General features: G+C 66.1%; 26 protein-coding genes and 1 tRNA gene. 15 read left to right on the forward strand and 12 right to left on the reverse strand.

The genetic code is table 11. From position 1 onward, the window contains the following. From O2K97_RS12795 to O2K97_RS12820, 6 genes are all read right to left on the reverse strand, one after another. The gene (locus tag O2K97_RS12795) at positions 1 to 1422 is read right to left on the reverse strand and encodes an NAD(P)(+) transhydrogenase (Re/Si-specific) subunit beta (RefSeq protein ID WP_269219552.1); all 1422 of its coding nucleotides are present in this window, start codon (positions 1420 to 1422) and stop codon (positions 1 to 3) included. A 13-nt stretch (positions 1423 to 1435) separates the two neighbouring features. Beyond that, the gene (locus O2K97_RS12800) at positions 1436 to 1702 is read right to left on the reverse strand and encodes a hypothetical protein (RefSeq protein ID WP_269219553.1); all 267 of its coding nucleotides are present in this window, start codon (positions 1700 to 1702) and stop codon (positions 1436 to 1438) included. Then, positions 1699 to 2046: an NAD(P) transhydrogenase subunit alpha gene (locus tag O2K97_RS12805; RefSeq protein ID WP_017505954.1), complete on the reverse strand. Its 348-nt coding sequence runs from the start codon at positions 2044 to 2046 to the stop codon at positions 1699 to 1701. The genes O2K97_RS12800 and O2K97_RS12805 overlap by 4 nt, the downstream gene beginning before the upstream one ends. Continuing rightward, entirely contained in the window at positions 2046 to 3185 is a 1140-nt protein-coding gene (locus O2K97_RS12810; protein ID WP_269219554.1) for a Re/Si-specific NAD(P)(+) transhydrogenase subunit alpha, read from the reverse strand. The genes O2K97_RS12805 and O2K97_RS12810 overlap by 1 nt, the downstream gene beginning before the upstream one ends. 130 nt (positions 3186 to 3315) lie before the next feature. After that, complete coding sequence (locus O2K97_RS12815; protein WP_269219555.1) at positions 3316 to 3588, reverse strand: aa3-type cytochrome c oxidase subunit IV; 273 nt, start codon at positions 3586 to 3588, stop codon at positions 3316 to 3318. A 76-nt stretch (positions 3589 to 3664) separates the two neighbouring features. Beyond that, the gene (locus O2K97_RS12820; RefSeq protein WP_269219556.1) at positions 3665 to 5458 is read right to left on the reverse strand and encodes a M3 family oligoendopeptidase; all 1794 of its coding nucleotides are present in this window, start codon (positions 5456 to 5458) and stop codon (positions 3665 to 3667) included. A 97-nt stretch (positions 5459 to 5555) separates the two neighbouring features. Between O2K97_RS12820 and O2K97_RS12825 the strand changes: the two genes are divergently transcribed. Together O2K97_RS12825 and O2K97_RS12830 are read left to right on the forward strand one after the other, a co-directional pair. Continuing rightward, positions 5556 to 7328, forward strand: coding sequence for a DUF4153 domain-containing protein (locus O2K97_RS12825; protein WP_269219557.1), 1773 nt, complete (start codon positions 5556 to 5558; stop codon positions 7326 to 7328). Between the two features lie 106 nt (positions 7329 to 7434). After that, on the forward strand, positions 7435 to 8886 hold the full coding sequence (locus tag O2K97_RS12830) for a sigma-54-dependent transcriptional regulator (protein WP_269219558.1): 1452 nt from the start codon (positions 7435 to 7437) through the stop codon (positions 8884 to 8886). Between the two features lie 3 nt (positions 8887 to 8889). Here the strand turns inward: O2K97_RS12830 and O2K97_RS12835 are convergent, their stop codons facing one another. The 5 genes from O2K97_RS12835 to O2K97_RS12855 form a co-directional block, all read right to left on the reverse strand. Continuing rightward, positions 8890 to 9309 (reverse strand): GIY-YIG nuclease family protein, encoded by a 420-nt coding sequence (locus tag O2K97_RS12835; RefSeq protein WP_269219559.1) that lies wholly within the window; start codon positions 9307 to 9309, stop codon positions 8890 to 8892. A gap of 19 nt (positions 9310 to 9328) precedes the next feature. Next, entirely contained in the window at positions 9329 to 9625 is a 297-nt protein-coding gene (locus O2K97_RS12840; RefSeq protein WP_269221139.1) for a hypothetical protein, read from the reverse strand. 96 nt (positions 9626 to 9721) lie between these two features. Further along, the gene (locus tag O2K97_RS12845; protein WP_017505946.1) at positions 9722 to 9997 is read right to left on the reverse strand and encodes a DUF2312 domain-containing protein; all 276 of its coding nucleotides are present in this window, start codon (positions 9995 to 9997) and stop codon (positions 9722 to 9724) included. Between the two features lie 196 nt (positions 9998 to 10193). Next, entirely contained in the window at positions 10194 to 10319 is a 126-nt protein-coding gene (ykgO, locus tag O2K97_RS12850; protein ID WP_008263184.1) for a type B 50S ribosomal protein L36, read from the reverse strand. 202 nt (positions 10320 to 10521) lie between these two features. Then, a tRNA-Ala gene (locus tag O2K97_RS12855) sits at positions 10522 to 10598 on the reverse strand. Between the two features lie 192 nt (positions 10599 to 10790). Here O2K97_RS12855 and O2K97_RS12860 point away from each other — a divergent pair. Then, a complete protein-coding gene (locus O2K97_RS12860) occupies positions 10791 to 12074 on the forward strand; it encodes a lytic murein transglycosylase (protein ID WP_269219560.1) in 1284 nt (427 codons plus the stop codon). Positions 12075 to 12848: 774 nt separating this feature from the next. On the opposite strand, the gene cysS is transcribed toward O2K97_RS12860, so the two are convergent. Beyond that, a complete protein-coding gene (gene cysS / locus O2K97_RS12865) occupies positions 12849 to 14300 on the reverse strand; it encodes a cysteine--tRNA ligase (protein ID WP_269219561.1) in 1452 nt (483 codons plus the stop codon). A 128-nt stretch (positions 14301 to 14428) separates the two neighbouring features. On the opposite strand from cysS, the gene folE reads away from it, so the two are divergent. The 12 genes from folE to O2K97_RS12925 all read left to right on the forward strand — a co-directional run bounded on the left by folE (position 14429) and on the right by O2K97_RS12925 (position 25028). Further along, the gene (folE, locus tag O2K97_RS12870; RefSeq protein ID WP_269219562.1) at positions 14429 to 15058 is read left to right on the forward strand and encodes a GTP cyclohydrolase I FolE; all 630 of its coding nucleotides are present in this window, start codon (positions 14429 to 14431) and stop codon (positions 15056 to 15058) included. 168 nt (positions 15059 to 15226) lie between these two features. Further along, a complete protein-coding gene (locus tag O2K97_RS12875; protein ID WP_269219563.1) occupies positions 15227 to 15661 on the forward strand; it encodes a biopolymer transporter ExbD in 435 nt (144 codons plus the stop codon). 127 nt (positions 15662 to 15788) lie between these two features. Continuing rightward, positions 15789 to 17630 (forward strand): gamma-glutamyltransferase family protein, encoded by a 1842-nt coding sequence (locus O2K97_RS12880; protein ID WP_269219564.1) that lies wholly within the window; start codon positions 15789 to 15791, stop codon positions 17628 to 17630. A 27-nt stretch (positions 17631 to 17657) separates the two neighbouring features. Then, positions 17658 to 17999: an MmcQ/YjbR family DNA-binding protein gene (locus O2K97_RS12885; protein WP_269219565.1), complete on the forward strand. Its 342-nt coding sequence runs from the start codon at positions 17658 to 17660 to the stop codon at positions 17997 to 17999. Positions 18000 to 18068: 69 nt separating this feature from the next. Next, positions 18069 to 18962 carry a serine aminopeptidase domain-containing protein gene (locus O2K97_RS12890; RefSeq protein ID WP_269219566.1) on the forward strand — a complete coding sequence of 298 codons (894 nt, stop codon included), beginning with the start codon at positions 18069 to 18071 and terminating at the stop codon, positions 18960 to 18962. A gap of 70 nt (positions 18963 to 19032) precedes the next feature. Beyond that, positions 19033 to 19875 carry an aldo/keto reductase gene (locus tag O2K97_RS12895; RefSeq protein ID WP_269219567.1) on the forward strand — a complete coding sequence of 281 codons (843 nt, stop codon included), beginning with the start codon at positions 19033 to 19035 and terminating at the stop codon, positions 19873 to 19875. A gap of 79 nt (positions 19876 to 19954) precedes the next feature. Further along, the gene (locus O2K97_RS12900) at positions 19955 to 21484 is read left to right on the forward strand and encodes a UbiD family decarboxylase (protein ID WP_269219568.1); all 1530 of its coding nucleotides are present in this window, start codon (positions 19955 to 19957) and stop codon (positions 21482 to 21484) included. An 81-nt stretch (positions 21485 to 21565) separates the two neighbouring features. Next, positions 21566 to 21793, forward strand: a complete 228-nt coding sequence (locus tag O2K97_RS12905; protein WP_404413772.1) for a hypothetical protein — start codon at positions 21566 to 21568, stop codon at positions 21791 to 21793. Next, positions 21742 to 22104 (forward strand): type II toxin-antitoxin system PemK/MazF family toxin, encoded by a 363-nt coding sequence (locus O2K97_RS12910; RefSeq protein ID WP_269219570.1) that lies wholly within the window; start codon positions 21742 to 21744, stop codon positions 22102 to 22104. The genes O2K97_RS12905 and O2K97_RS12910 overlap by 52 nt, the downstream gene beginning before the upstream one ends. A gap of 9 nt (positions 22105 to 22113) precedes the next feature. After that, on the forward strand, positions 22114 to 22746 hold the full coding sequence (locus O2K97_RS12915; protein WP_269219571.1) for a hypothetical protein: 633 nt from the start codon (positions 22114 to 22116) through the stop codon (positions 22744 to 22746). A 38-nt stretch (positions 22747 to 22784) separates the two neighbouring features. Beyond that, a complete protein-coding gene (locus O2K97_RS12920) occupies positions 22785 to 24617 on the forward strand; it encodes a M14 family metallopeptidase (RefSeq protein ID WP_269219572.1) in 1833 nt (610 codons plus the stop codon). A gap of 3 nt (positions 24618 to 24620) precedes the next feature. Further along, positions 24621 to 25028, forward strand: a complete 408-nt coding sequence (locus O2K97_RS12925) for an MAPEG family protein (protein WP_269219573.1) — start codon at positions 24621 to 24623, stop codon at positions 25026 to 25028. Position 25029 lies beyond the last annotated feature (1 nt).

Here is a 25029-nt window from a genome sequence, read left to right on the forward strand (position 1 = left end):
TCAAAGCCCCTTCACGATCCCCTCGACCATCTTCTTGGCGTCGGCGAACAGCATCATGGTGTTGTCGCGGAAGAAGAGTTCATTCTCCACCCCGGCATAGCCCGAACCCATGCCGCGCTTGATGAAGAGGACGGTGCCGGCCTTTTCCACGTCCAGGATGGGCATGCCGTAGATGGCGCTGGTCGGGTCGGTCTTGGCGGCGGGGTTGGTCACGTCATTCGCGCCGATGACGAAGGCGACGTCGGCGGTGGCGAACTCGGCGTTGATGTCCTCCAGCTCGAACACCTCGTCATAGGGGACATTGGCCTCGGCCAGCAGGACGTTCATGTGGCCCGGCATCCGACCGGCGACGGGGTGGATGGCGTATTTCACCTCGACCCCCTCCTCCTTCAGCTTGTCGGCCATTTCGCGCAGGGCGTGCTGGGCCTGGGCCACCGCCATGCCGTAGCCGGGCACGATGATGACCTTGGACGCATTCTTCATGATGAAGGCGGCGTCCTCGGCCGAGCCCTGTTTGACCGGGCGCGTCTCCTTGGCGCCGCCTGGCCCTGCCCCCGCATCGCCGCCGCCGAAGCCGCCCAGGATGACGCTGATGAAGCTGCGGTTCATGCCCTTGCACATGATGTAGCTGAGGATCGCGCCCGACGATCCGACCAGGGCGCCGGTGATGATCAGGGCGATGTTCTCCAACGTGAAGCCCAGCGCCGCCGCCGCCCAGCCGGAATAGGAGTTCAGCATCGACACCACGACCGGCATGTCGGCGCCGCCGATGGGAATGATCAGGGTCGCGCCCAACACCAGCGCGATCAGGAAGACGCCCCAGAAGGCCCAGGTCGCCGCGCCGTTCGTTCCGATCAGGATGCCGATCAGGAAGACCAGACCCAGCGCCAGGCCGACATTGATCAGATGCCGCGCCGGCAAGATGATCGGCGCGCCGCTCATGTTTCCATTTAGCTTGGCGAAGGCGATGACCGAACCGGTGAAGGTGATGGCCCCGATGGCGACGCCGAGGCTGAGTTCGATGATCGACAGCGTCTTGATGCCGTTTCCGTCGTCGGACAGGATTCCAAAGGCCTCGGGCGCATAGATGGCGCCGATGGCGACCAGACAGGCGGCCATGCCGACCAGACTGTGAAAGGCCGCGACCAGCTGCGGCATGTCGGTCATGGCGACCCGCTTCGCGATCAGGGCGCCCGCTCCGCCGCCGACGATGACGCCGCCCGCGATCAGGGCCAGGGTCACGGTATCCAGCGCCCCCGTCGCGCCCAGCGTCAGCAGGGTCACGCCGATAGCCAGCGCCATGCCGACCATGCCGAAGGTGTTGCCCTGACGGCTGGTTTCCGGGCTGGACAGCCCCCGCAGCGACAGAATGAACAGGACGCCCGAAACCAGATAGGCCAGTGCGGCCAGCGATGCGTTCATCACGCCCCTCCCCTCAAGACGTGCGGGCCAGCCGCCACAGGGCGGCGGCGATGAACAGCGGGCCGATGAAGAACAGGGCCCATTCGAAGACGCCCAGCGGCCGGTCCTGCGTCACGACGCGAACCAGAATGGCCGAAAAGACAAGGGCGATGCCGCAGTCGTGCAGCCGCTGGCGCTTGATCGGGATTTTCGTCCCGAACCAGCCGTACAGCCAAAGGCCGAAACCAATGCCGGTCGCGACCCAGGATCCGGTGACGGCGATCTGCGCGGCGTCCGTCACGAAGACGCCTCCGGAGCGGCCTTGGCAGCGGGTCGCTCCTTCTTCTTGTACATGGCCAGCATCCGTCGGGTGACCATGAAGCCGCCGAAGATGTTGACGCTGGCCAGGGTGACGGCGACCACGCCCGCCCCCTTGGCGATCCAGGCGCTGGGGCCGGTCGCGTCGCCGGACACGGCCGCCGCTGCGATCAGGCCGCCGACGATGATGACGCTGGAAATGGCGTTGGTCACGGCCATCAGGGGCGTGTGCAGCGCTGGCGTCACACTCCAGACGACGTAATAGCCGACGAAGATCGCCAGCACGAAGATGGCCAGGCGGAAGACGGTGGGATCGACGTGTTCCATCAGTGTGTTCCCTTCAGACCTTCATGCACCACGGCGCCGGCATTGGTGACCACCGCCGCCTTCAGGATCTCGTCTTCGAGATCGACCGCCAGACCGCCGTCCTTGATCAACAGGCCGACGAAGGCGGTGAGATTGCGGGCGTACAGGGCGCTGGCGTCGGCGGCGATGCGGCCGGGCAGGTTCGACCAGCCGACGATGGTGACGCCGTTCGCGGTGGTCACGATCTCATTCAGCTTGGAGCCCTCGACATTGCCGCCCGCCTCGACCGCCAGATCGATGATGACTGAGCCGGGTTTCATCGAGGCGACATGGGCGGCGGTCAGCAGCACCGGGGCGGCGCGGCCGGGGATCAGGGCAGTGGTGATGACCACGTCCTGCTTGACCACATGGCTGGCGGTCAGGTCAGCCTGTTTGGCTTGATACTCGGCCGACATGGGCTTGGCGTAGCCGCCGGCGGTCTGGGCGTTCTTGAACTCCTCGTCCTCGACGGCCAGGAATTTGGCGCCCAGGCTTTCGACCTGTTCCTTGGTCGCGGGGCGGACATCGGTCGCGGTGACGACGGCGCCCAGGCGGCGCGCGGTGGCGATGGCCTGCAAGCCCGCGACGCCCACCCCCATGATGAAGACCTTCGCGGCGGCGACCGTGCCGGCCGCCGTCATCATCATCGGGAAGCCCTTGCCGTAGGCGTAAGCCGCCTCGATCACCGCGCGGTATCCCGCAAGGTTCGCCTGGGATGACAGGACGTCCATGACCTGGGCGCGGGTGATGCGGGGCACGAACTCCATGGCGAAGGCGGTGGCGCCAGCCCCGGCCAGGGCGTCGACCGCAGCCTTGTCGCGATAGGCGTCCAGCATGGCGATAACGACGGCGCCGGGCTTGAGCGCGCTGGTTTCCTGGGCCGTGGGGCCGCGCACCTTCAAAACGATGTCGGCGCCGTCCAGCACGGCGCGGGTGTCCGGCTTCACAACGGCCCCTGCGGCGGCGTAGTCAGCGTCTGGAATGGAGGAGCCAAGGCCGGTCCCGGCCTCGACCGTGACGGTCGCCCCCAGGGCGATCAGCTTCTTGACCGTCTCGGGCGTGACGGCGCAGCGCGTCTCGCCTTCGCGACGTTCACGGGTGACGGCGATAGCGACGGCCAAGCGAATCCCCTCGTTCTTTTCGTTAAACGAAGGTTAGGCCGTTCCGACGCAAGCCGTCAAAGCACGGTTATGCCAAAGCTTGGCGAAGGCGCGTGATTTCAGACCGCCCGAGGGCGATCCTAAGCAAAGCTCAGTGCGCGGCGCCGGGCTTGGACTTCAGCGCCACGAAGCCGACGCCGCCCAGAACGACCGCGCCGATGACGGCGGCCATGAAGCTGCCGCCCGGGTGGAACCACAGGGTCAGGAACAGCAGCAGCACGGCGACGGCCAGGCTGCCCCACTTGGCCAGGTTCAGAAACAGGCGGTAGGTCGAGACCTGTTCGCGCACTTCCATATGGCCGTGCAGATAGGCTTGCGCATCGGCGTCGGCAGGTGCGTTGGCGGTGTCGTGCAGGTCGGCCATTCGTGGAATCCCCTCGTCGTTATCGCGGACTTACACCGAGGCGACCGCCCCGCTCAAGCCCGCAGTCATGCCTTGGTCAGGCCAGCGCCTCGAACTGATCGACCAGCCGCTCCAGCCTCTGACAGCCGACGCTCCAGAAGGCCGGGTCGCGCGGGTCCAGACCGAACGGCTTCAACGCCTCGACGTAGGTTCGCGATCCGCCGCCGGCCAGAAGCTCGCGATAGAGGGGCGTGAAACCGACCGGATCGTTGCGACGCGCCTCCATCAGCGCCGCCACCAGCAGGTCGCCGAACGCGTAGGCGTACACATAGAAGGGCGAATGGACGAAGTGGCTGACGTAGGCCCACCAGTGTTCATAGCCCGGGTTCAGCTTGACCGACGGCCCCAGCGAGGCGCCCATTTCCTCAAGCCACAGCTGGTTGATCCGCTGTTGCGACACCTCGCCCTGCAGGCGCTCGTCGTGGAAGCGGGTCTCGAACCGGTGGAAGGCGATCTGGCGCACGACGGTGTTCAGACCATCCTCGATCCGACCGGCCAGCAGGCCGCGCTGCTCGGCCATCGGCGCCGTGGCCAAGAGACGATCAAACGTCAGCCCCTCGGCGAAGATCGACGCCGTCTCGGCCAGGGTCAGGGGCGTATCGGCCAGAAGCGTGCCCTGATCGGCCGCCAGGGTCTGGTGGACGCCATGACCCAGCTCGTGCGCCAGGGTCAGGACATCGCGCCGCTCGCCCATCCAGTTCAGGAAGACATAGGGATGGCGGTCGGCGGTGACGGGGTGGGCATAGGCGCCCGACTGCTTGCCCGCCCGCGCCCGGCCGTCGATCCACGGCTTGTCGAAGAAGCCGCCCGCCCGGTCGGCGAAGTCGCCGCCCAGGTCAGAGAAACTGTCCAGCACGATCTCTCGCCCTTGCGTCCAGGTGAAGGCGCGCGGAGCGGTCGTTTCGATAGGCGCGTTGCGGTCCCAGTGGTCCAGGCGCGCCTTGCCCATCGCCTTGGCCTTCAGCGCATAATAGCGGTGCGACAGGCGCGGATAGGCGGCGGCGACCGCCTCGGCCATCGCGTCCACAGCCTCGCCATCCACCTCGTTGCCCAGATGGCGACTGTCGGCGGGACGTTTGAAACCGCGCCAGCGATCCTCCATCGCCTTGTCGGCGGCGACGGTGTTCAGCACCAGGGCCAGCGTCGGGGCGCGGGCGGCCAGCGCCTCGGACAGACCCTCGGCGGCGGCCTTGCGCCGCGCAGGCTTGGCGTCGGACAGACGGTTCAGCGCCTCGGCCAGCGTCAGTTCCTCGCCGCCCGCCTTTGCGCGCAGGGCGGCCAGCTGCTCGTCGAACAGGCGCGGCCATTGGGCCGTGATCGGTCCGCGCTCGGCGATGAAGGTCTCCAGCTCGGCCGACAGCTCATGCGGCTTCATCGCCCGCACCCGCCGCAGCCAAGGCCGCCAGCGCGCCGCGCCGGCATGGGCGCTCAGGGCGGCCTCCAGCGCCGCGTCGTCGATCTGGTTGATCTCCAGCGTCAGCCAGACGGTGGGGGTGGCGATGGCGGTGATCTTCTCGCGCACGTCCGCCTCGAACCCCTGGGCCGTCGCATCGTCGCGCGCCGTCGAGGCCGACAGGAAGGCGTAGGCGCCCAGCGCGCCCAGCACGTCCGACGCCTGCTCATACAGATGGATGGCCCGGTCCAGCACGGCGCCCAGGCTGGCGGCGTCCTGTTCGGCGGCCAGTTTTCCCCTCAGGCCGTTCAGCGAATCCACCAGGCCCCGCGCCTTTTCCAGGTCGGCCGCGACCTTGGCGTCGTCGCGCGAGGCGTAGAGGTCGGTCAGGTCCCACAGCGGGGCTTCGGTGCTGGGCGTCTTGAAAGGAGCGTTCATGACCCCTGTTCTGGGGATGCCGGACGACAGTCGCAACCTTCCGTCACGCTTTCTCGACGGCGCCGGCCGTGCGATCCTGCATTTTGGAGACACGTGAATGACCGAGACGACGCATCAAGACACCGGCCGCACAGGCCTGGGCGGGGCGTCCGGCCTGTTCGCGATTCGGTTGGCGACGGGCCTGGTTCAGGGACTGGCGCTTTATCTGCTGTATCTGGCGGCGGACAGTCATGCCTGGCCCGCGACCCAGCCTGCCCTGTTCGGCGCCCTGGCCCTGGCGACGGGTTATGGCCCGGCGGTCATTCTGGCGGGGGCGGGGCGGATCAAGCCTTTGGCCCTGGCCCTGTGGACAGGCGCAGCCGCCTTGGTCCTGGCCTTGCTGGGCGCGCACGACGTGGAGCGTCAGGTGCTCGCGCCGCACGATGAACCGCCCTTCCTCAGCTTTCCGGTCCTGGCTTTCGGCGCGGCGGCCCTGTTCATCGCCCATCACCTGATCGTTCCGGCGATCCGCGAACGGCGCTGGATCGTCGACTATACCGAGTATTTCGACGTGGCCTGGAAGGCGGGGGTGCAACTGGCCCTTTCGCTGGGGTTCACCGGCGCCTTCTGGGTGCTGCTGCATCTGGGCGCGTCCCTGTTCAAGATGATCGGCCTCAGCTTCCTGCAGGACATCCTGGGCGAAGCCTGGTTTTCAATCCCCGTCACGGTCCTGATCTTCGCCACGGCGGTCCAGCTGACCGATGTGCGTGACGGCCTGATCCGGGGCGTGCGGACCGTGGCCCTGATGCTGCTTTCCTGGCTGTTGCTGGTGATTACCGTGCTGGTCGGCGGCTTCCTGGCGGCCCTGCCCTTCACCGGCCTGGACGGCCTTTGGGAGACGCGCAGTGCGACGGCCCTGGTCCTGTCGGCCGCCGCCGCCCTGATCGTGCTGATCAACACGGCCTACCAGGACGGGCGGCCCGACAATGTGCCGCCGGTCGTGCTGAAATACGGCGTGCGCGTCGCCTCGGTGCTGATCGCGCCCCTCATCATCCTGGCCCTGTGGGGATTGGCTTTGCGGATCGGCCAGCACGGCCTGACGCCCGACCGGATCATCGCCGCCGCCTGCGCCCTGGTCGGGGCGGTCTATGGGGCGGGCTATCTGCTGGCGGCGGCCAAGCCGGGCGGCTGGATGAAGCCGCTGGAGCGGACCAATGTCGTCGCCGCCGTCCTGTCGGTCCTGGTCATCCTGGCCCTGTTCAGCCCTTTAGCCGATCCGGCGCGGATGTCGGTGAAGGATCAGATCGCACGGCTGCAGCGAGGCGCGGTGTCGGCTCGGGACTTCGACTATGATTTCCTGAGATTCGAGAGCGGCAAGGTCGGGGCAGCCGCGCTGGATGGGCTGACGCGATCCAGCGATGCCGAGACCGCGCGCCTGGCCCGCGCGGCCAAGGCCAGAACCTACCGGTCCGGCGACACGCCCAAGGCGCGTCGGGATCGCGCGGCGGCCGTTCGTCTGCAAGCCGTTGCAGGTCAGACCATTCCCGCCAGCTTCCAAACGCAGATCGAAAGCCAGGCCGATGTCCTGTTCGGCTGCTCCGTGGCCAGTCCATGCGCCGTTCGGACGCTGGATCTGAACGGCGACGGGCGAGACGACTTGCTGGTGGCGATGGCGCGGACGGTCCTGGCGTTCGAGCAGAGGGGCGACGACGGGCAGTGGCGCAAGGTCGGGCAGTATCAGGCCGCATGCAGCCGCAATGCCGAGGCCTTGGACGGAGCCCTTTCGACAGGCGTGACCACGGCTCCAGCCGCCCTGCCGGACTTGATCGTCGGTGGTCAGAAACTGCAGGCGACGCCCGAGATTCGGTGCGACGATCCCAGCGGCCGTTAACGCGGCGGACACCATGCCCCATCACTCGATTTTCACCTCGACTTCCTAAAAATCGTCCCGAAACGATCCATCCGCGACAGGGGTGGCGACAGCACAAGGGGCTTTCATGGCCAAGACCATTCTGGTCGTTGACGACGATCCGACCCAGCGCCGGCTGATCCAGGCCGTGCTGGAGCGGGACGGCAACGCCGTGGTCCATGCCGCCAGCGGCGGCGAGGCCATCGACCGGATGGTGCGCGGCGGCGGGGCCGACCTGATCCTGCTGGACATGATAATGCCAGAGATGTCGGGGCTGGAATGCCTGGCCGAACTGCGCAGCGCCGGGATCAACGAGCCGGTCATCGTGCTGACGGCCAACGGCGGCATCGACATGGTGGTCAAGGCCATGCAGGCCGGGGCCCAGGACTTCTTCGTCAAGCCGGTCGGGCCCGAACGGCTGCTGGTCGGGGTTCGCAACGCCATGCAGATGAAGCGTTTGACGGCCGAGGTCGGACGCCTGACCAAGCGCGTCCAGGGCCGCACCAGTTTCGACGACATCGTGGGCGACAGCGCGCCGATGCGCATGGTCAAGGCGCTGGGCGCCCGGGCCGCCAAATCCTCGATCCCCGTCCTGATCACCGGCGAGAGCGGCGTGGGCAAGGAAGTCATCGCCCGCGCCCTGCACGGCGCCAGCGACCGGGCCGGCAAGCCCTTCATCGCCGTCAACTGCGGCGCCCTGCCTGCCAATCTGATCGAATCCATCCTGTTCGGGCATGAGAAGGGGGCCTTCACCGGCGCCGTGGACAAGACGCTGGGCAAGTTCCGCGAGGCGGACGGCGGCACCCTGTTCCTGGACGAGATCGGCGAACTGCCGCTGGACATGCAGGTCAAGCTGCTGCGCGCGCTGCAGGAAGGCGAGATCGACCCCGTCGGCGGCAAGCGGCCGGTCAAGATCGACGTGCGCATCGTCTCGGCGACCAATCGCGACCCGGCCCAGCAGGTCAAGGACGGCGCCTTCCGCGAGGATCTGTTCTATCGCCTGAACGTGTTTCCGATCGAGGCTCCGTCCCTGCGCGATCGGCGCGAGGACATCGCGCCCCTGGTCGATCATTTCATCGCCCGCTTCAACGCCGAGGAAGGCAAGCGGATCGCCGGCTGCGCGCCCGAGACCCTGGCCCTGCTGCAAGGGTTCGACTGGCCCGGCAACGTGCGCCAGCTGGAGAATGCCGTTTTCCGCGCCATCGTCCTGGCCGACGCGCCCTTCCTGCAACCGCACGATTTCCCCGCCGTCTCAGGCATCGCCGCCCCCATGCAGGACACCCAGCCCCTGTATGCCGCCACGGCCGCCAGCGCCCAGGCCGATAACGCCAGCCAGGCGGACCAGCCGATCCGCATCCTGGACGACCGCGGGCATCTGCGGACCTTGGAAGACATCGAACGCGACCTGATCCAGCACGCCATTGAGGTCTATGCCGGCCATATGAGCGAGATCGCGCGGCGCCTCGGGATCGGCCGCTCGACCCTGTACCGCAAGGTCCGCGAACAGGGGCTGGAAGGGCAGTTGAAGGAAGCGGGTTGAGGGTTACGCTTCTGATTCCAGCCTCTTCAGAAACGCCGCCACACTTCCCTCTCCGTCATCCTCGGGCTTGACCCGAGGATCCGGCGCCCAGCCGCATAGACTTGGGTAGAGATCGACCCATTCGGGGTTCGTCCGTTCGATCAGCTCCAGCTTCCAGACGCGATTCCAGCGTTTCAGCGCCTTCTCCCGCCGGATTGCGTTCGTGACCAGTTCGAACTGCTCGTACCAGACCAACATTCCGCACCCGTAACGACTGGCGAAACCTTCGAAAGCCCCGGTCCTGTGCTGATGGCCGCGTTCATAGAGATTCGACGTCATTCCGATGTAAATGACACCGTGCGGTCGGCTGGCTTGGATATAGGTGGCGATGAAAGGGCGGCGCTCATAAACGCTGAGTTGTGGACAGGCCGATCCTCGGGTCAAGCCCGAGGATGACGAGCGGTTATGGCTCCTTTGGTTTCCTGCCCCAATGCCTTTTCGGTTCTTCGCCATTGGCCTTGGCGGTGATCTCTTTGAGCTTGCGGCCTTGCATGGCTGAGAGAGCCTGGCCCGGCGCGCCTTTTTCAGGATCGGCGAAGGCGCGGCCGTGGGTCTTTACGCGGTCGCTGACGGAATCGAGGAATTCGCCTTCCCATTCGGACAGAGAAACGCCCGCCTTCTCTGCAGAGCGGCGGGCGCGTTTCAAAGCGTTGAGAGCAGCGCGTTTGGCGGCTTCGCGCTGTTGCTCAAATGGACTCAGGGTGGGCTTCTTGTTGGCACGATCGCCCTTCAAGCCGCCGGATCGCGACAGCCCGCCTCCTGGCTTGAAGGGGGTGCGCTTCAAGCCGGGTCAGCCTCAGATCTCGCCGAGGGCCGACAGGTAGAGGTCCAGGATGGCGTCTTCTTCCTGGCGCTTGGCCTTGTCCTGCTTCCTGATGCGGATGACCTTGCGCAGGATCTTGACGTCGTAGCCCTCGCCCTTGGCTTCGGCGAAGACCTCCTTCATGTCGGTCATGACGGCCTGCTTGTCCTCTTCGAGGCGCTCCAGGCGCTCGATGATGGTGCGAAGGCGGCCCTGCGCCGTGGCGGTGAGAACGTCGGAACCACCGTCGAACGAGGCGTCGTCAGCCATGGGGAATACTCCAGAAATCAGGCGCGGACGCTAACCATGCGGACAGGCGCGCGACAACCGCGAACACGAAAAAGGCCGCGGACAGAAATCCGCAGCCTGTGGATCGTCATCTTTCAAGCGCGCTATCGCCCCTTCGGGCGGCTTGAGCGCGACCCAGCGTGCGCACGCTGCCGAAGCGGCGCGCAGCGAACGCTGCTTAGCCCTGCTTCGCCTTAAAGCGCGGGTCGGTCTTGTTGATGACGAAGACGACGCCCTTGCGACGCACGACCTTGCAGTCGCGGTGGCGGGTCTTCAGCGACTTGAGCGAGCTACGGACCTTCATGGTCGGACGTCCTGAAAGAAACCAATAAGAAAGCCGCTGACCCGGTCGGATCGCGGCGGAGGCGGTCGTATAGAGAGAGGGGTTCGGAAGGTCAAGCCGCCAAAGCCCGAAACCGCAGAAAACCCAGTCCCCGTCTGCCTGGCGAACCCTTACACTTCACGTGCTCAAGCAGCCCGAAGGGCGATAGCACACTTAGAAACTTTGGAGGCCTGACCTCCGAGTCGAACGGAGGGTTTACGGGGTTGCACGCCCGCCGCGTCGCCGCTCCGCCATCAGCCCGTCAGAGCTGGTGCGTCATTACGACACACACATATAAGGCGTCCAATACAAAGGTGGTTAACAGCGCGCCTTACACCCGAGCGGGGAACGGTGAGGCAACGCATTCGCGCGGTGCGCGCTTTAGGGCGTCGAAATGGCCGTTCGCGCGGATGTCATTTCGTGTCTGACCCCGGGGGCTTTAGTTTGAATCTCATGCGCTTTTCCTACCGCCTTCTCCTAATCGGCTGCGTCTCGGCCTGCGCGCCCATGCTGCCCGAGCCGCAGGTGAATCTGCCGACACCGCAACCCCAGCCCCTGGCGGGCGCGCCGGTCACGACGCCAGCCCCCGCCCCCCAGACGCCGCCGTTGGCCGCCTATGACCAGCAGGGTTTCGAGGGCTGGAAACAGGGATTTCTGGCGCGCAAGGGCGGCGCCCGCCGCGCGGACTACGCCCGGGAACTGGAGGGCCTGACGCCCGATCCGACGGTTATCCGCCTGGATCGCAACCAGCCTGAGTTCTCCAAACCCGCCGGCGCCTATGTTCAGAATGCGGTGACTCCGGTGCGAATCGCCCAGGCCAAACAGCGCATAGACCGGGTGCCGTGGTCGGTGGTTCAACGCTTCGGCGTGCCCAGCGAAATCCTGGTCGGCGTCTGGGCCCAGGAAAGCGCATTCGGTCAGGTGCAGGGCGACTATGACGTGATCCGCTCGCTGGCGACCCTGGCCTATGATGGTCGCAGACGCGATTGGGCCGAGGGGCAGCTGAAGGACGCGCTGGACATCGTCGTGGACGGCCGGCGCGAGCGTGCGGGTCTGAAGGGCAGCTGGGCCGGGGCCATGGGCCAGACCCAGTTCATGCCCGACAACTATCTGCGCCTGGGCGTGGATCAGGACGGCGACGGCAAGGTCGACATCTGGCGCGACGACGCCGACGCCCTGGCGTCCGCCGCCAACCTGCTGGCCCAGGCCGGGTGGAAGCGCGGTCAGGGCTGGGGCTATGAAGTCACCCTGCCCTCCGGCTTCGACTATGCCGAGGCGGAAGGCCCGAAGCGCAACTGGGCCTATTGGGCGGCCAAGGGCGTGCGCCTGGCGCAAGGCGGCACCCCGAACGGCGCAGAGGCGCTGGAAGAGGCGACCATCCTGCTGCCGCAGGGCGCGAACGGTCCGGCCTTCCTGGCACTGCCGAACCACTATGTGATACGCCGCTACAACAACTCGGTGTCCTACGCACTGGCCATCGGCCTGACGGCCGACGGGATCATGGGCAAGCCGGGGCTGACAAAAGCCTGGCCCAACGATCCGTCTATGACGCGCGATCAGCGCATCGGAGCGCAGCGCGCCCTGACCCAACTGGGTTACGACACCCAGGGCGTCGACGGGGTGATCGGCTCCAATACCCGCGCGGCCCTTCGTCGCTGGCAGATCGCCAACAACCGGATCGCCGACGGCTATCTGACGCCGGCGCTGGCGGACGAACTGATCCGCCGGACGAACTGAGGGCGTAAATCCGGGCATGATTCGGCGCTCCTGCCTTTCACCGGGCGGAGGCGGAGCGCCGGGCCTTCGCCCGGATTTCTGTGTGTGTTGTTACCGTTTCGACGAAGGGTATGACGCTCCGCGCGGAAGGTTGGCCTGCAAGCTCGGGGCGCCGAGCGGTGGCGGTCTTATCGCCTAACCCCATAAGCCTGCGACGGGCGGGTCGGAGCAGCGATCCCCGATCCCCGGTGCGGCCGAGTATCCCCCTCGACCCTGCGACGCGACTGCGGACGCCGGGGCGATTCCCCGACCGATCAGCCCCGGCGCCGCGATGGGATTTCACCATCGCCCCCGTTCCCTCCGCTCTCGCCGCCGCAAGGTCGCAGGCCTTACGAGCCCTCCATACGACGAGACGGGTGCATTATGGGGCCGTTTGACCCCGTGGATGGGAGACGGGGGACATATTTCGGCAAGCGGTTGGAATCGCTGGAAATGGACCAGCGGCATTGCGATGGCTGGACCGACAGCCCTTACATTCGTCATCCCCCAGCAAGCCGCGCCTTCGCGGCGCAGACCGGGGAACCCCGCGTCATCCTCCTGCCCGCGGAGCGGGACCGGGGAAGGCGCCGAAGGCGATGCGGCCGCCCCACGGTAATCAGCGAGTCCGCGACAGGTTCGCGCTCGCGCGCGCCGCTGGGTCCCCCGGTCGCTTCGCGCCGGAGGATGACGAAAGAGGAAAACCCCTCCACCGCTTCGCGGTCCCTCTCCCCGCCAAGCGGGGAGGAGACGTTGGTTCTACCCCTTCACGCGCCAGGTGGCGCCGTCGGGGCCGTCCATGACGACGACGTTCAGGGCGTTCAGGCGGTCGCGGATGCGGTCGGCCTCGGGCCAGTCCTTTGCGGCGCGGGCCTTGGCGCGTTGGTCCAGCAGAGCTTCGACCTCGGCCTTCAGGGCGGGATCGCCGCCCTCGAACCAGGCGTCCGGCGTCAGCGACAGAACGCCGAGCAGCCCGGCCGCTTCCTTCAGGCTCCAGCGGGCCATGGCGACATCGTTGATATCGGCCTCGGCGTCGTTCAGCAGCTCGCGCAGGGCGTTGCCCAGCCCGAACAGCTGGGCGATGGCGCCCGGCGTGTTGAGGTCGTCCTCAAGCGCGTCCAACACCGGATCCAGGGCGTTCTCGGCCAGCTCCATCTCGGCCTCGTCCAGCGTCGCCTCATCGAAGTCGGTCAGGGCCGTATCGGCGTCGCGCAGGACGCCATACAGCCGGTCCAGGTTCTTGCGGCTCTGTTCCAGAAGGCCCTGGTTCCAGTCCAGCGGCTGGCGGTAGTGGGCGCTCAGCAGGGCCCAGCGGACGACCTCGCCCGGCATGGCCTGGACCAGGTCGTGCAGCAGCAGGACGTTGCCGACAGACTTGGACATCTTCTCGGCATCCACGGTCAGAAAGCCGTTGTGCATCCAGTAGCGGGCGTATTCGTCATGGGCCTGATCGCCATGCGCATGGCCATGGGCGCAGACGCCCTGGGCGATCTCGTTCTCATGGTGAGGGAAGACCAGGTCGATGCCGCCGCCATGAATGTCGATGGGCAGGCCCAGGGTCTTTTCAATCATGGCCGAGCATTCGATGTGCCAGCCAGGACGCCCCTCGCCCCACGGCGACGGCCAGGACGGCTCGTCTGCCTTGGACGGCTTCCACAGAACGAAATCGTGGGGGTTCTTCTTGTAGGGCGCGACCTCGACGCGGGCGCCGGCGATCATGTCGTCCAGGTTCCGGCCCGACAGGGCGCCGTAGGCCTTGTAGGACGAGACGTCGAACAGGACGTGGCCCTCGGCCGCATAGGCGCAGCCGGCGTCGACGATGGCCTGGATCTGATCGACGATGGCCGGGATGTAGTCAGTGACGTGGGGCGCGATATCGGGCGGCGAGACGTTCAGCAGGCCCATGTCGGCCAGATAGGCGGCTTCGTAGCGGGCCGTGACTTCTCCGATCGGCACGCCCTCGCGCGCGGCCTTCTGATTGATCTTGTCGTCCACGTCGGTGACGTTGCGGGCGTAGATCACATGGTCCGCGCCATAGGTCCGGCGCAGCAGACGCACCAGGACGTCGAACACCACCGGCGGGCGCGCATTGCCGATGTGGGCGTAGTCATAGACCGTGGGGCCGCAGACATAGAGGGTCACACGATCCTTGTTTCGAGGCTCGAACAGGCGCTTTTCACGGCGCAGGGTGTCGTGGATGTGCAGCGGCATGGATCAGTCTTTAGCGGGTTTTCTTGCGGGACGGACGGTCTGTCCCATATAGCGGCCTGATATACAGTCCCGACGGATTGTAGAAGGTAAACCGGGCGACCCGCCCGCCCCGGCCGGAAATCGAGTTCATGAGCGTCACCCCCGCCAAGCCCGTCCTCGTCAGCGACGAAACCCCCAAGTCCGCTGAAGTTGCGCGCCCGTCGCGCGAACAGGCGCTGGAGGCCGTGCGCACCCTGATCGCCTGGGCTGGCGACAATCCGAACCGTCCCGGCCTGATCGACACGCCCAAGCGGGTGGTCGACGCCTATGGCGAATGGTTCGACGGCTATGACGCCGATGCGGGCAAGGAGCTGAGCCGCACCTTCGAGGACGTGACCGGTTATGACGACATGGTCATCCTGCGCGACATCGAGGTGGAGAGCCACTGCGAGCACCACCTGGCCCCGTTCCTGGGCAAGGCCTATGTCGCCTATCTGCCCGGTGAGAAGGTGGTCGGCATCTCCAAGCTGGCGCGGGTCGTCGAGATCTATGCGCGGCGCCTGCAGAACCAGGAAACCCTGACCAACGACATCATCGACGCCATCGAATCGCACCTTCAGCCGCGCGGGGTGGCGGTGCTGGTCGACGCCGAGCACCAGTGCATGACCACGCGCGGCGTGCATCATCGGCACGTTTCGACCATCACGACCCGCTTCACCGGCGCCTTCAAGGACGATCCTACCTTGGCGGACCGCTTTTTGAAGCTGGCCAAGGCCTGAACGCCGAACCGTCGTCCCTCTGTCGTGTATAATTGACGTTCCGGAACGGCAGATCGTTTAGAACCGCTTTACAAGCCCGCATCGGGACGCCAAGAACCGATCAAGCCTTCGGGCGATCCATAGGGAAATGTCGGCGCGGAACGCAGCCGGCGAGTAACGGAGACGAGCATGGCTGCGAAGATCGGCGGTTCCGGTGGGGACAAGCACACGATCGAACAGACGGCGGATATCAACATCACGCCGTTCATCGACATTCTGCTGGTGCTCATGATCATCTTCATGGTCGCCGCACCGATGGCGACCGTGTCGATCCGTCTGGACCTGCCGCCCGCACAGCCGCCGGCGCCGAACGATATCCAGAAGGAACCGGTGTACATCACCATCCAGGAAAACGGTCAGCTGTTCCTGTCGGACAAGCAAACCTCGATCGACAACCTGGCCACTGACGTCTGCACCGCCCTGGGCGGCGGCGCCTGCCAGGAAGAGCGCGTCTTCGTCCGCGCCCAGCCGGAAGTGAAGTACTCGCAGTTCATGGAAGTCATGAACAAGATGCAGGAGAACGGCTTCTTCAAAGTCGGCCTGCTGAACGAAGACATCGAATAGGACCATCGTCCTTTCCAGGATTTGGGCCGCGTTCCGAAAGGGACGCGGCCTTTTTCTTTGCCGCAAGGCTTGCCGGATCGACCGGCTGCACCCTTGATGCCGCATCCGTTGTTCGAGGAGTCCGCCCATGCGTCGTCGCACCTTCCTGTCCGCCCTGCCCGCCGGCGCGCTGGCGGCGACCGCAGCTCAGGCCCGGCAGGCTTCTCCCGCCGCCAGGCCGACCGAGGCGGCCCCTGCCCCCACACCTTTATCGGCTCGCCCGGCCGACCCCTATGCCGGCGTCGGCATCGGCGATCGGATTTCGGGACCGAAGTTCATGGGGCGCTCGACCGTCTGGGGCGCGAATGGGGCGGCGGCGACGGCGCATCCGGCGGCCAGTCTGATCGGCATCGACACCCTAAGGCGCGGCGGATCGGCCATCGATGCGGCCATCGCCATCAATGCGGCCCTGGGCTTTCTGGAGCCGGTCGCCAACGGCATCGGCGGCGACGCCTATTGCATGCTGTGGGACCCCAAGCAGAAGAAGGTCGTCGGGCTGAACGGCTCGGGCGCCAGTCCCCGGGGCCTAAGCCTGGAGATCGCGCGATCCAAGGCTATCGACGGCTATCTGCCCCGCTATGGCGCGGTGACGGTAAACGTGCCCGGCACGGTTGACGCCTGGTGGAGCGCGCACCAGCGGTATGGGAAGCTGCCGTGGAAAGAGGTGCTGCTGCCCGTCGCCGAACTGTGCGAACAGGGCGTGCCCGTGCCCCAGGTCATCGCCTACTATCTGGAACGCAACATGGCTGCGTTTGATCGGGGCCAGATCCCGATCGAGGAAAACGAGAACCGAAAGCGCATCTGGGCAGCCGGCGGCTCAACGCCCAAGGTGGGCGAGATTTTCGCCAACCCCTATTTGGGCAAGACCCTGCGGATGATCGTCGAGGGCGGGCGCGACGCCTTCTACAACGGTCCCATCGCCGATCAGATCGAGGCCTATTTCAAGCGGATCGGCGGCTGGATGACCCGCGCCGACCTGGCCGCTCATCATACCGAATGGGTCGAGCCGATCCGGACTGAGTATCGCGGCGTGGACGTCTTCGGCCTCGGTCCCAACACGCAGGGGCTGAGCACCAACCAGATCCTGAACATCTGCGAACAGTTCGACCTGAAAGCCATGGGCTTCCAGTCCGCCGCCTCGCTGCACGTCCAGGCCGAGGCCAAGCGGCTGGCGTTCGAGGACCGGGCGCGCTGGTTCGCCGACGACCGATTCTCCAAAACGCCGGTCGAATGGCTGAACTCCAAGGCCTATGCTGCCGAGCGGGCCAAGCTGATCCGGCCCGATCGGGTCATGGACCGCGTCATGCCGGGCGACGCCCCGCACCACGGCGACACCACCTATTTCAGCGTCGCCGACAGCGACGGGATGATGGTCAGCTGGATTCAGTCCAACTATCGCGGCATGGGCTCGGGCCTGGCGCCCGACAACGGGTCCGAACCGCTGGGCTTCATGTTCCAGGACCGAGGCGAGTTGTTCGCCCTGACCAACGGCCACCCCAACATCTATGCGCCGGGCAAGCGTCCGTTCCAGACGATCATTCCCGGCTTTGCGGTCAAGGACGGGGAGCCGTGGATGGCGTTCGGCGTCATGGGCGGCGCCATGCAGCCCCAGGGCCAGGCCCAGATCATCATCAACATGGTCGATTACGGGCTGGAGCCCCAGGCGGCGGGCGACGCCCCGCGCTGGCAACACTATGGCTCGTCCGAACCGACGGGCCAGCCGCAGGAAGGAACCGGCGTGTTGCATCTGGAAAGCGGCGTGCCCGAGGCGACCAAGGCCCAGCTGCGCGCCATGGGCTGGACGCTGGGCGAACCTGACGGCGGCTTCGGCGGCTATCAGAACGTCATGAAGCAGATGAACCCCGGCGGACGCTGGACCTATGGCGCGGCGACCGAGATGCGCAAGGACGGCATCGCGCTGGCTTATTGAAGTTGGCCTACTGAGGTTGACCGAGCGATGACCCACGACGACGTCCGCGCCCTTCTGCTCTCGTTTCCCGGCGTGGAGGATGGCGTGTCCTATGGCGAGCCGTCGTTCAAGGTCGCGGGCAAGTTCTTCACCTGGATGCGCCCGGCGCTGGACGACAGCATCGTGGTGCATCTGGACAATCTGGATGAGCGCGAACTGCTGATCGAGATGGACCCGTCGACCTTTCATTTCACCGACCACTATCGCGATCACGCCATCGTGCTGGCGCGCATCGCCACGGTCGATCCGGTCTGGCTGAAAGCCAAGATGGAAAGGCGCTGGCGAAAGGTTGCGCCCAGGCGGTTGATGAAAGGCATCGATCAGGCTTGACCTGACGCGACGGAAATCCGGCATGGTCCGTATCCAATAAGGACGGACAGGCACGTTGGGGGCGACGCCGTGACGGTCAAGGTCGAGGATCGCATCATCAAGTCCGGCGACGGCTGGCCGCTGGAGGCGACGACATTCAGGCCCGACGAGGCGCGGATGGCGGTGCTGATGTCGGCGGGGACCGGGTTTCCGCGCGGATTCTATGGCCGGTTCGCGCGCTGGATGGCCGCGCACGGGGCGGTGGTCCTGACCTATGACTATCGCGGAATCGGCGGATCGCGGCCCGAGGATTTGGCGGCGATGCGGATGGACTATCCCGACTGGGGGCGGCTGGATATGCCCGCCGCGCTGGAGGCGTTGAAGACGGCGGCGCCCGGTCTGCCGGTCTTTCATGTCGGCCACAGCGTCGGCGGCCATTTCGTCGGCTTCATGCAGAACCAGGACGAGATCGCCCGGCACGCCTTCGTCTCGGTCGGCAGCGGCTGGTGGGGCGGCCATCACCGGACCTACAACCCGTTCGAGCTGACGTTCTGGCTGGTGCTGGGTCCGCACGATCTCAGAAAACACGGCTATGTCCGCAGCGGCAAGCTGTGGCGCGGGACCGACCTGCCGCGCGGGGTTTTTCAGACCTGGAAACGGTGGTGCCTGAAGCCGAGCTATTTCCTTAAGGAGCTGGCTGACGGCGCGCTGGACCCGCAACAGTTCGACAGGGTGAAAGCGCCGATCCGGTCGTGGATCTTCAGCGACGATCCCATCGCCACGCCCAACACGGGCGCGAGGCTGCTGACCGCCTATCCCGGCGCGCCATCGAAAATTCTGACGCGGCGTCCGGAAGACTTTGGCGTCAGGCGCATCGGTCATGAGGGGGCGTTCAGAAAGGGGATGGAGCCGTTATGGACGGAAATCCTGGCATGGTTCGAGGCGGACCCGGTGAACGCCGGCCGGACGTCGGCGAGCGATTGAGACGGGCGGAACCGTAGCGAAGCCGGGTTCAAAGCCTATATCGGGCGACACGGCCCAGCAGGAGACGCGCATGGCATACGGCGACCAACCCACGATCACCGTTGATGGTATCGAAATCCCCCTGCTCGGCTTCGGCACCTGGCAGCTGGAGCCGGACGATGCGCGGCGCATGGTCGCCGAGGCCCTGCGGATCGGCTATCGCCACATCGATACGGCCTGGATCTACAAGAACGAGAAGGCGGTCGGCGAAGGCATCCGGGACTCCGGCGTCGCGCGCGAGGACATCTTCCTGACCACCAAGATCTGGGTCGAGCATTTCACCCACGACGCCCTGCTGAAACAGGCCAGGGAATCGGCCGACAGCCTGGGCACGACGCCCGACCTGCTGCTGCTGCACTGGCCCAAGACGACGCCGACGTTCGAAGAGACGCTGGGCGCCCTGAACGCGGCCAAGGACCAGGGCCTGACCAAGTCGATCGGCCTGTCGAACTTCCCCTCCAAGGAATTCCGCCAGGCGCAGGGCCTGTCCAAGGCGCGGCTGCTGACCGATCAGGTCGAGCATCACCCCTACCTGGGCGTCGATCAGCTGGTGGCGACGGCGGCCGAGCTGGGGTCGTCGATCACCGCCTGGTCGCCGCTGGCGCAAGGCAAGATCGCCGACGACGCCACGATCAGCGAGATCGCCGGCGCGCACGGCAAGACCAACGGCCAGATCACCCTGCGCTGGCTGATCCAGCACGGGATCATCGCCATCCCGCGCACCAGCAAGGAAAGCCGCGCGCGCGAGAACTTCGACATCTTCGACTTCGCCCTGACGGACGAGCAGATGCAACGGATGGACGCCCTGGATCGCGGCGAACGGCTGGGCGACTGGCTGGATCCGGCGTTCGAATGGGACAAGACGGCCGCCTGACAACAGCTGTGACGAGACGGGACTGTCCGTGGGAGCGAACGCCGCGTGACAGTTTCGCCTCCGCCCTTTAGGCGAAGACATGGCCTACAAATCCCTGCGTGACTTCATCGACCAGCTGGAAGCCAAGGGCGAGTTGGTGAGGGTGTCTGAACCCGTCTCCACCGTGCTGGAGATGACCGAGATCCAGACCCGGCTGCTGAGGAACGGCGGTCCGGCGGTGCTGTTCGAAAAGCCGGTCATGCCGGACGGCACGATCAGTCCCATCCCCTGCCTGGCCAATCTGTTCGGCACGGTGAAGCGGGTCGCCATGGGGGTGACGCTGGAGGGCAAGGACCGGACGACGGCGGGCGAGCTGCGCGAGGTCGGCGAACTGCTGGCCTTCCTGCGCAATCCGACGCCGCCGCGCGGTCTGGGCGACGCGATGGAGATGCTGCCGCTGATGCAGACCGTCCTGTCGATGCGGCCCAAGACGGTGAAGAAGGCGCCGGTGCAGGAGGTGGTGCTGAAGGGCGACCAGATCGACCTGACCGCCCTGCCTGTCCAGTCGTGCTGGCCCGGTGAGCCCGCGCCGCTGATCACCTGGGGCCTGGTCGTGACCAAGGGGCCGTCGGACGACCGCGAGGACGATTTCAACCTGGGCATCTACCGGATGCAGGTGCTGGGCAAGGACAAGGCCATCATGCGCTGGCTGGCGCACCGGGGCGGGGCGCAACACTATGCCCGGCACAAGAAGGCGCGGCCCAAGGAGCCCCTGCCCTGCGCCGTGGTGCTGGGCGCCGATCCTGGCACCATCCTGGCCGCCGTGACGCCGGTGCCGGACACCCTGTCGGAATATCAGTTCGCCGGCCTGATGCGGGGCGCCAAGGCCGAGTTGGTCCCATGCAAGACCGTGCCGCTGATGGTTCCGGCCCAGGCCGAAATCGTGCTGGAGGGCCATGTCCTGCTGGACGAGTTCGAGGACGAGGGCCCGTACGGCGATCACACCGGCTATTACAACTCGGTCGAGAAGTTCCCGGTCGTCAAGGTCAGCGCCATCACCATGCGCCGCGACCCCATCTATCTGACCACCTTCACCGGGCGGCCGCCGGACGAGCCGAGTGTGCTGGGCGAGGCGCTGAACGAGGTCTTCATTCCCCTGCTGCGCCAGCAGTTCCCCGAGATCGTCGACTTCTGGCTGCCGCCCGAGGGGTGCAGCTACCGGATCGCCGTGGTGTCGATGAAGAAGGCCTATCCGGGCCACGCCAAACGCGTGATGCTGGGCGTCTGGAGCTATCTGCGCCAGTTCATGTACACCAAATGGGTCATCGTCGTGGACGACGACATCGACGCCCGCGACTGGAAGGACGTCATGTGGGCGATCTCGACCAAGATGGACCCGGCGCGCGACATCACCGTGATCGAGTCGACGCCCATCGACTATCTGGACTTCGCCAGCCCCGAGAGCGGCTTGGGCTCCAAGATCGGGCTGGACGCCACCGACAAATGGCCGCCCGAGACCAAGCGCGAATGGGGCGAAGAGATTCGCATGGACGAGGCCGTCATCGAGCGGGTCAACGACCTGTGGGGACGGCTGGGTTTGCCGGGCGACGGGACGCCGATCTGGAAATAAGCCGCGGCTTATGTTATTACGCCGTTAGAACGGAGTGCGATAATGTCCTCGGCCATACGCAAGATCGGAAACTCCGCAGGCGTGATCCTGCCCAAGCCGGTGCTGGAATCGCTTGGCGCAAAGCTGGGCGACAAGATCGATTTCGTCGCCGAGAACGGGCGTGTGTTCTTGTCACCTGTGATCGCGGATCCGCGAGACGGTTGGGAGGAAGATTCCAAGCGACTCGGCGCGTTGGGCTTGTCCCATGAAGATCGCGAATGGCTGGAAGCGCCATTGAGCGCCGAGACCGAAACGGACTGGGAATGGTAAAGCGGGGCGAGGTCTGGCTGACCCGTCTCGATCCGACGGAAGGCAGCGAAATTCAAAAGACGCGGCCTTGTCTGATTGTTTCGCCGGATCGCCTCAGTCACCACGATATCTTCATCGTCGCCCCTCTGAGCTCCGGCGGTCATGCCGCCCGTTTCCGGGTCGAGGTCGCCTTTCAAGGCAGACGTGGCAGGGTTCTGCCAGACCAGATCCGAACGGTCGCCCGCAGCCGGTTGATCCGTCGCCTAGACAGGCTGGACGATCACTACGTCGCCGAGGTTCTCGGCATCCTAAGGCTGATGTTCGAGGATTGACTGGGTACGATGAGCGCATTCGAGTTCTTCTTCAGCTTCTACGGCCTGCTCTTGGGCCTCTCGGTGGCCGAACTGGTCGGCGGGTTCGCGCGGGTGCTGCATGAGAAGCAGCGGATCCGGTTCGGCTGGCTGACGCCGCTGCTGGCCCTGTTCGTGGCCATCGACATCGCCACCTTCTGGAACCAGGCCTGGGTCATCTTCCGCGGGGCGCCGTTCAACACCTTCGTGCTGCTGATTTCATTGGCCATCGCCGCGACCTTCTATGTCGCGGCCAGCGTGACCTTCCCGCGCGTTTCGGCCGAGGGCGGGGGCGAGCGGATCGATCTGGACGACCATTTCTGGGCGCACCGGCGGCTGGTGTTCGGCTGCATCCTGGCGGCCAATCTGATCGTGGCGGTGATCGTGATCATCCTGGCCCAGCTCAACCCCGGCTTCGCCAAGATCGCCGGCTCGGTGCGGTTGTGGGTCGGCGTCGCCATCTTCGTGATCGGCACGGCGACGGCGGCGTTCGCGCCGTGGCGACGGGTCGCGGTCGGCGCCCTGATCGTCGTGCTGCTCTACAGTCTGTGGCAGATGGGGAATGCGGCGGCGCTGCTGCTCAAGGCCGGCGGCTGGGCGCCCGCGCTGGGCGGCGGCGGTTGAAACCTTGTCAGGGCCGCGCAATCGGCCCACGAAAGGCCATGCAGTCCCCTCTTCTGGTCTCGGCGCTGGTCGCCGCCCTTGCCTGTAGCGTGAGCCCCGCCATGTCCCAGACGCTTCCCAACACCGCCCCATGGGACCAGGCCTTCCTGCCGCCCGCCCCCGCCTGGGACGGCGCGTCCAAGGCCCTGCTGCGCGATGCGAGCGATCCATGGGTCACGGCGTTCGAGGCCGATCCGGCGCATGATTTCAGCCCCAACTATGTCGACACCCGCGCCTGGTTCGATCGTCTGGACGCCGCCAGCGATCTGATCCGTATCGAGCAGTTCGGCGTCTCGCCCGAGGGACGGCCCATCTATGCCGTGATCGCGTCGAAGGACGGGGTCGCTTTCGATCCGGCCAAGCCGGTGCTGATGATCCAGGCCGGCATCCACCCCGGCGAGATCGACGGCAAGGACGCGGGCATGATGCTGCTGCGCGACATCGCCTTCTATGGGAAGGACGCCCTGCTGGACCGGGTCAACCTGATCCTGATCCCGATCCTGAGCGTGGACGGGCACGAGCGTTCCAGCCCCTATTCCCGGCCGAACCAGCGCGGCCCGCGCATCCAGGGCTGGCGCAATACGGCGACCAACCAGAACCTGAACCGCGACTATCTGAAGTTGGACCAGCCCGAGATGCGGGCCGTGCGCGGCCTGATCCTGAAATACCGGCCGGACCTGTATGTGGACGTCCACGTCACCGACGGCATGGATTACCAGTACGACGTCACCTACGGCTTCAACGGCGAGGACGGGACCTTCAGCCGTTCGCCGAACGGCTCGGCTTGGCTGGATTCGGTGTTCAAGCCGGCGATGAACACCGCGCTGGAACGCGAAGGCCATATCCCCGGCCAACTGGTGTTCGGCATCGACGACGACGACCCCAAGAAGGGCCTGTCGGACGGCGGCCTTGGAGAGCGGTTTTCCAACGGCTGGGGCGCATCAGCCCATGTGCCGACGATCCTGATCGAGAACCACAGCCTGAAACCGCACGAACAACGGGTGCTGGGCACCTATGTCTTCATCGAGGAGGCGATGCGTCTGCTGGCCGATCAGGGCGCCGGTCTTCGCGCCGCGACGGATCAGGACAAGGCCCTGCGTCCGGCGCAGATCCCCGCCAACTTCGAGGCCGACGAGACGGCGTCGTCCACGCGCCCGTTCAAAGGCATGCTGTACGAGATGTATGATAGCGCCGCCTCTGGTCGGAAGGAGATCCGCTGGCTGGGCCGCCCCGATCCCGATCTGTGGCGGATGCCCTTCTTTGGCTCAAATCCGACGCTGACCCTGACGCGGCCGACGGCCTATTGGGTGCCGGGCTATCGCACCGACATCATCGAGCGGCTGAAGACGCACGGGGTCGAAATGGAGACGGTCGAAACTGCGCGCACCGTGAACCTTTCGATGCTGCGCCTGGTCGAGCCCAAGCTGGCGACCCGCGCCAACGAAGGTCACGTGCAGGCTTCGGTGAAGACGGTGGAGGTCGAAAAGCGCGACTGGACGTATCCGACCGGCTCGGTGCGCGTGCCGACGGATCAGCCGCTGGGCGACATCGTCGTGCTGCTGCTGGAGCCGCAATCCAGCGAGAGCTTCTTCGCCTGGGGCATGTTCCCCGAGGTGATGAGCCGCGTCGAATATATCGAGGCCTACGCCATCGCGCCGCTGGCGGACAAGATGATGGCGGCGGACCCTGCATTGAAGGCCGAGTTCGAGGCCAAGGTGGCGGCCGACGCCACGTTCGCCGCCGATCCGCAGGCGCGTCTGGCCTGGTTCTACGAACGTACGCCCTTCTATGACGACCACTATCTGCTCTACCCCGTCGGGCGTGAGGACTGATCGATGACCACGCCGCTGATGTACGCCGTCCAGGCCGCCGCCCTGTGGAGCGGCCTGCTGATCCTGATGATGCTGGTCTTGTCGGGCATCGTGGTCAGCGGGCGGCGCAAACACATGGTGTCGTTCGGCGACGGCGGAAACGCGGATCTGATGGCCGCCAGCCGCGCCTTCGGCAATCTGGTCGAATATGCGACGCCCGGCATGATCGCCATGCTGCTGCTGGCCGCCGTGGGCGCGCCGGCCTGGATGGTTCACGGGGTCGGCACGACGCTGTTCGTCGGCCGGGTCGCCCATGCCCTGGGCCTTTTGCTGCAGACCGGGCCGTCGCTGGGTCGCGTCGTCGGCATGCTGCTGACCTGGGTGGCGCTGCTGACGGCGGCTGTGGGCCTGATCGCCTTCGCCGTCGTCTGAC

Source organism: Brevundimonas vesicularis, assembly GCF_027105095.1.
GTDB classification, from domain to species: domain Bacteria; phylum Pseudomonadota; class Alphaproteobacteria; order Caulobacterales; family Caulobacteraceae; genus Brevundimonas; species Brevundimonas vesicularis_E.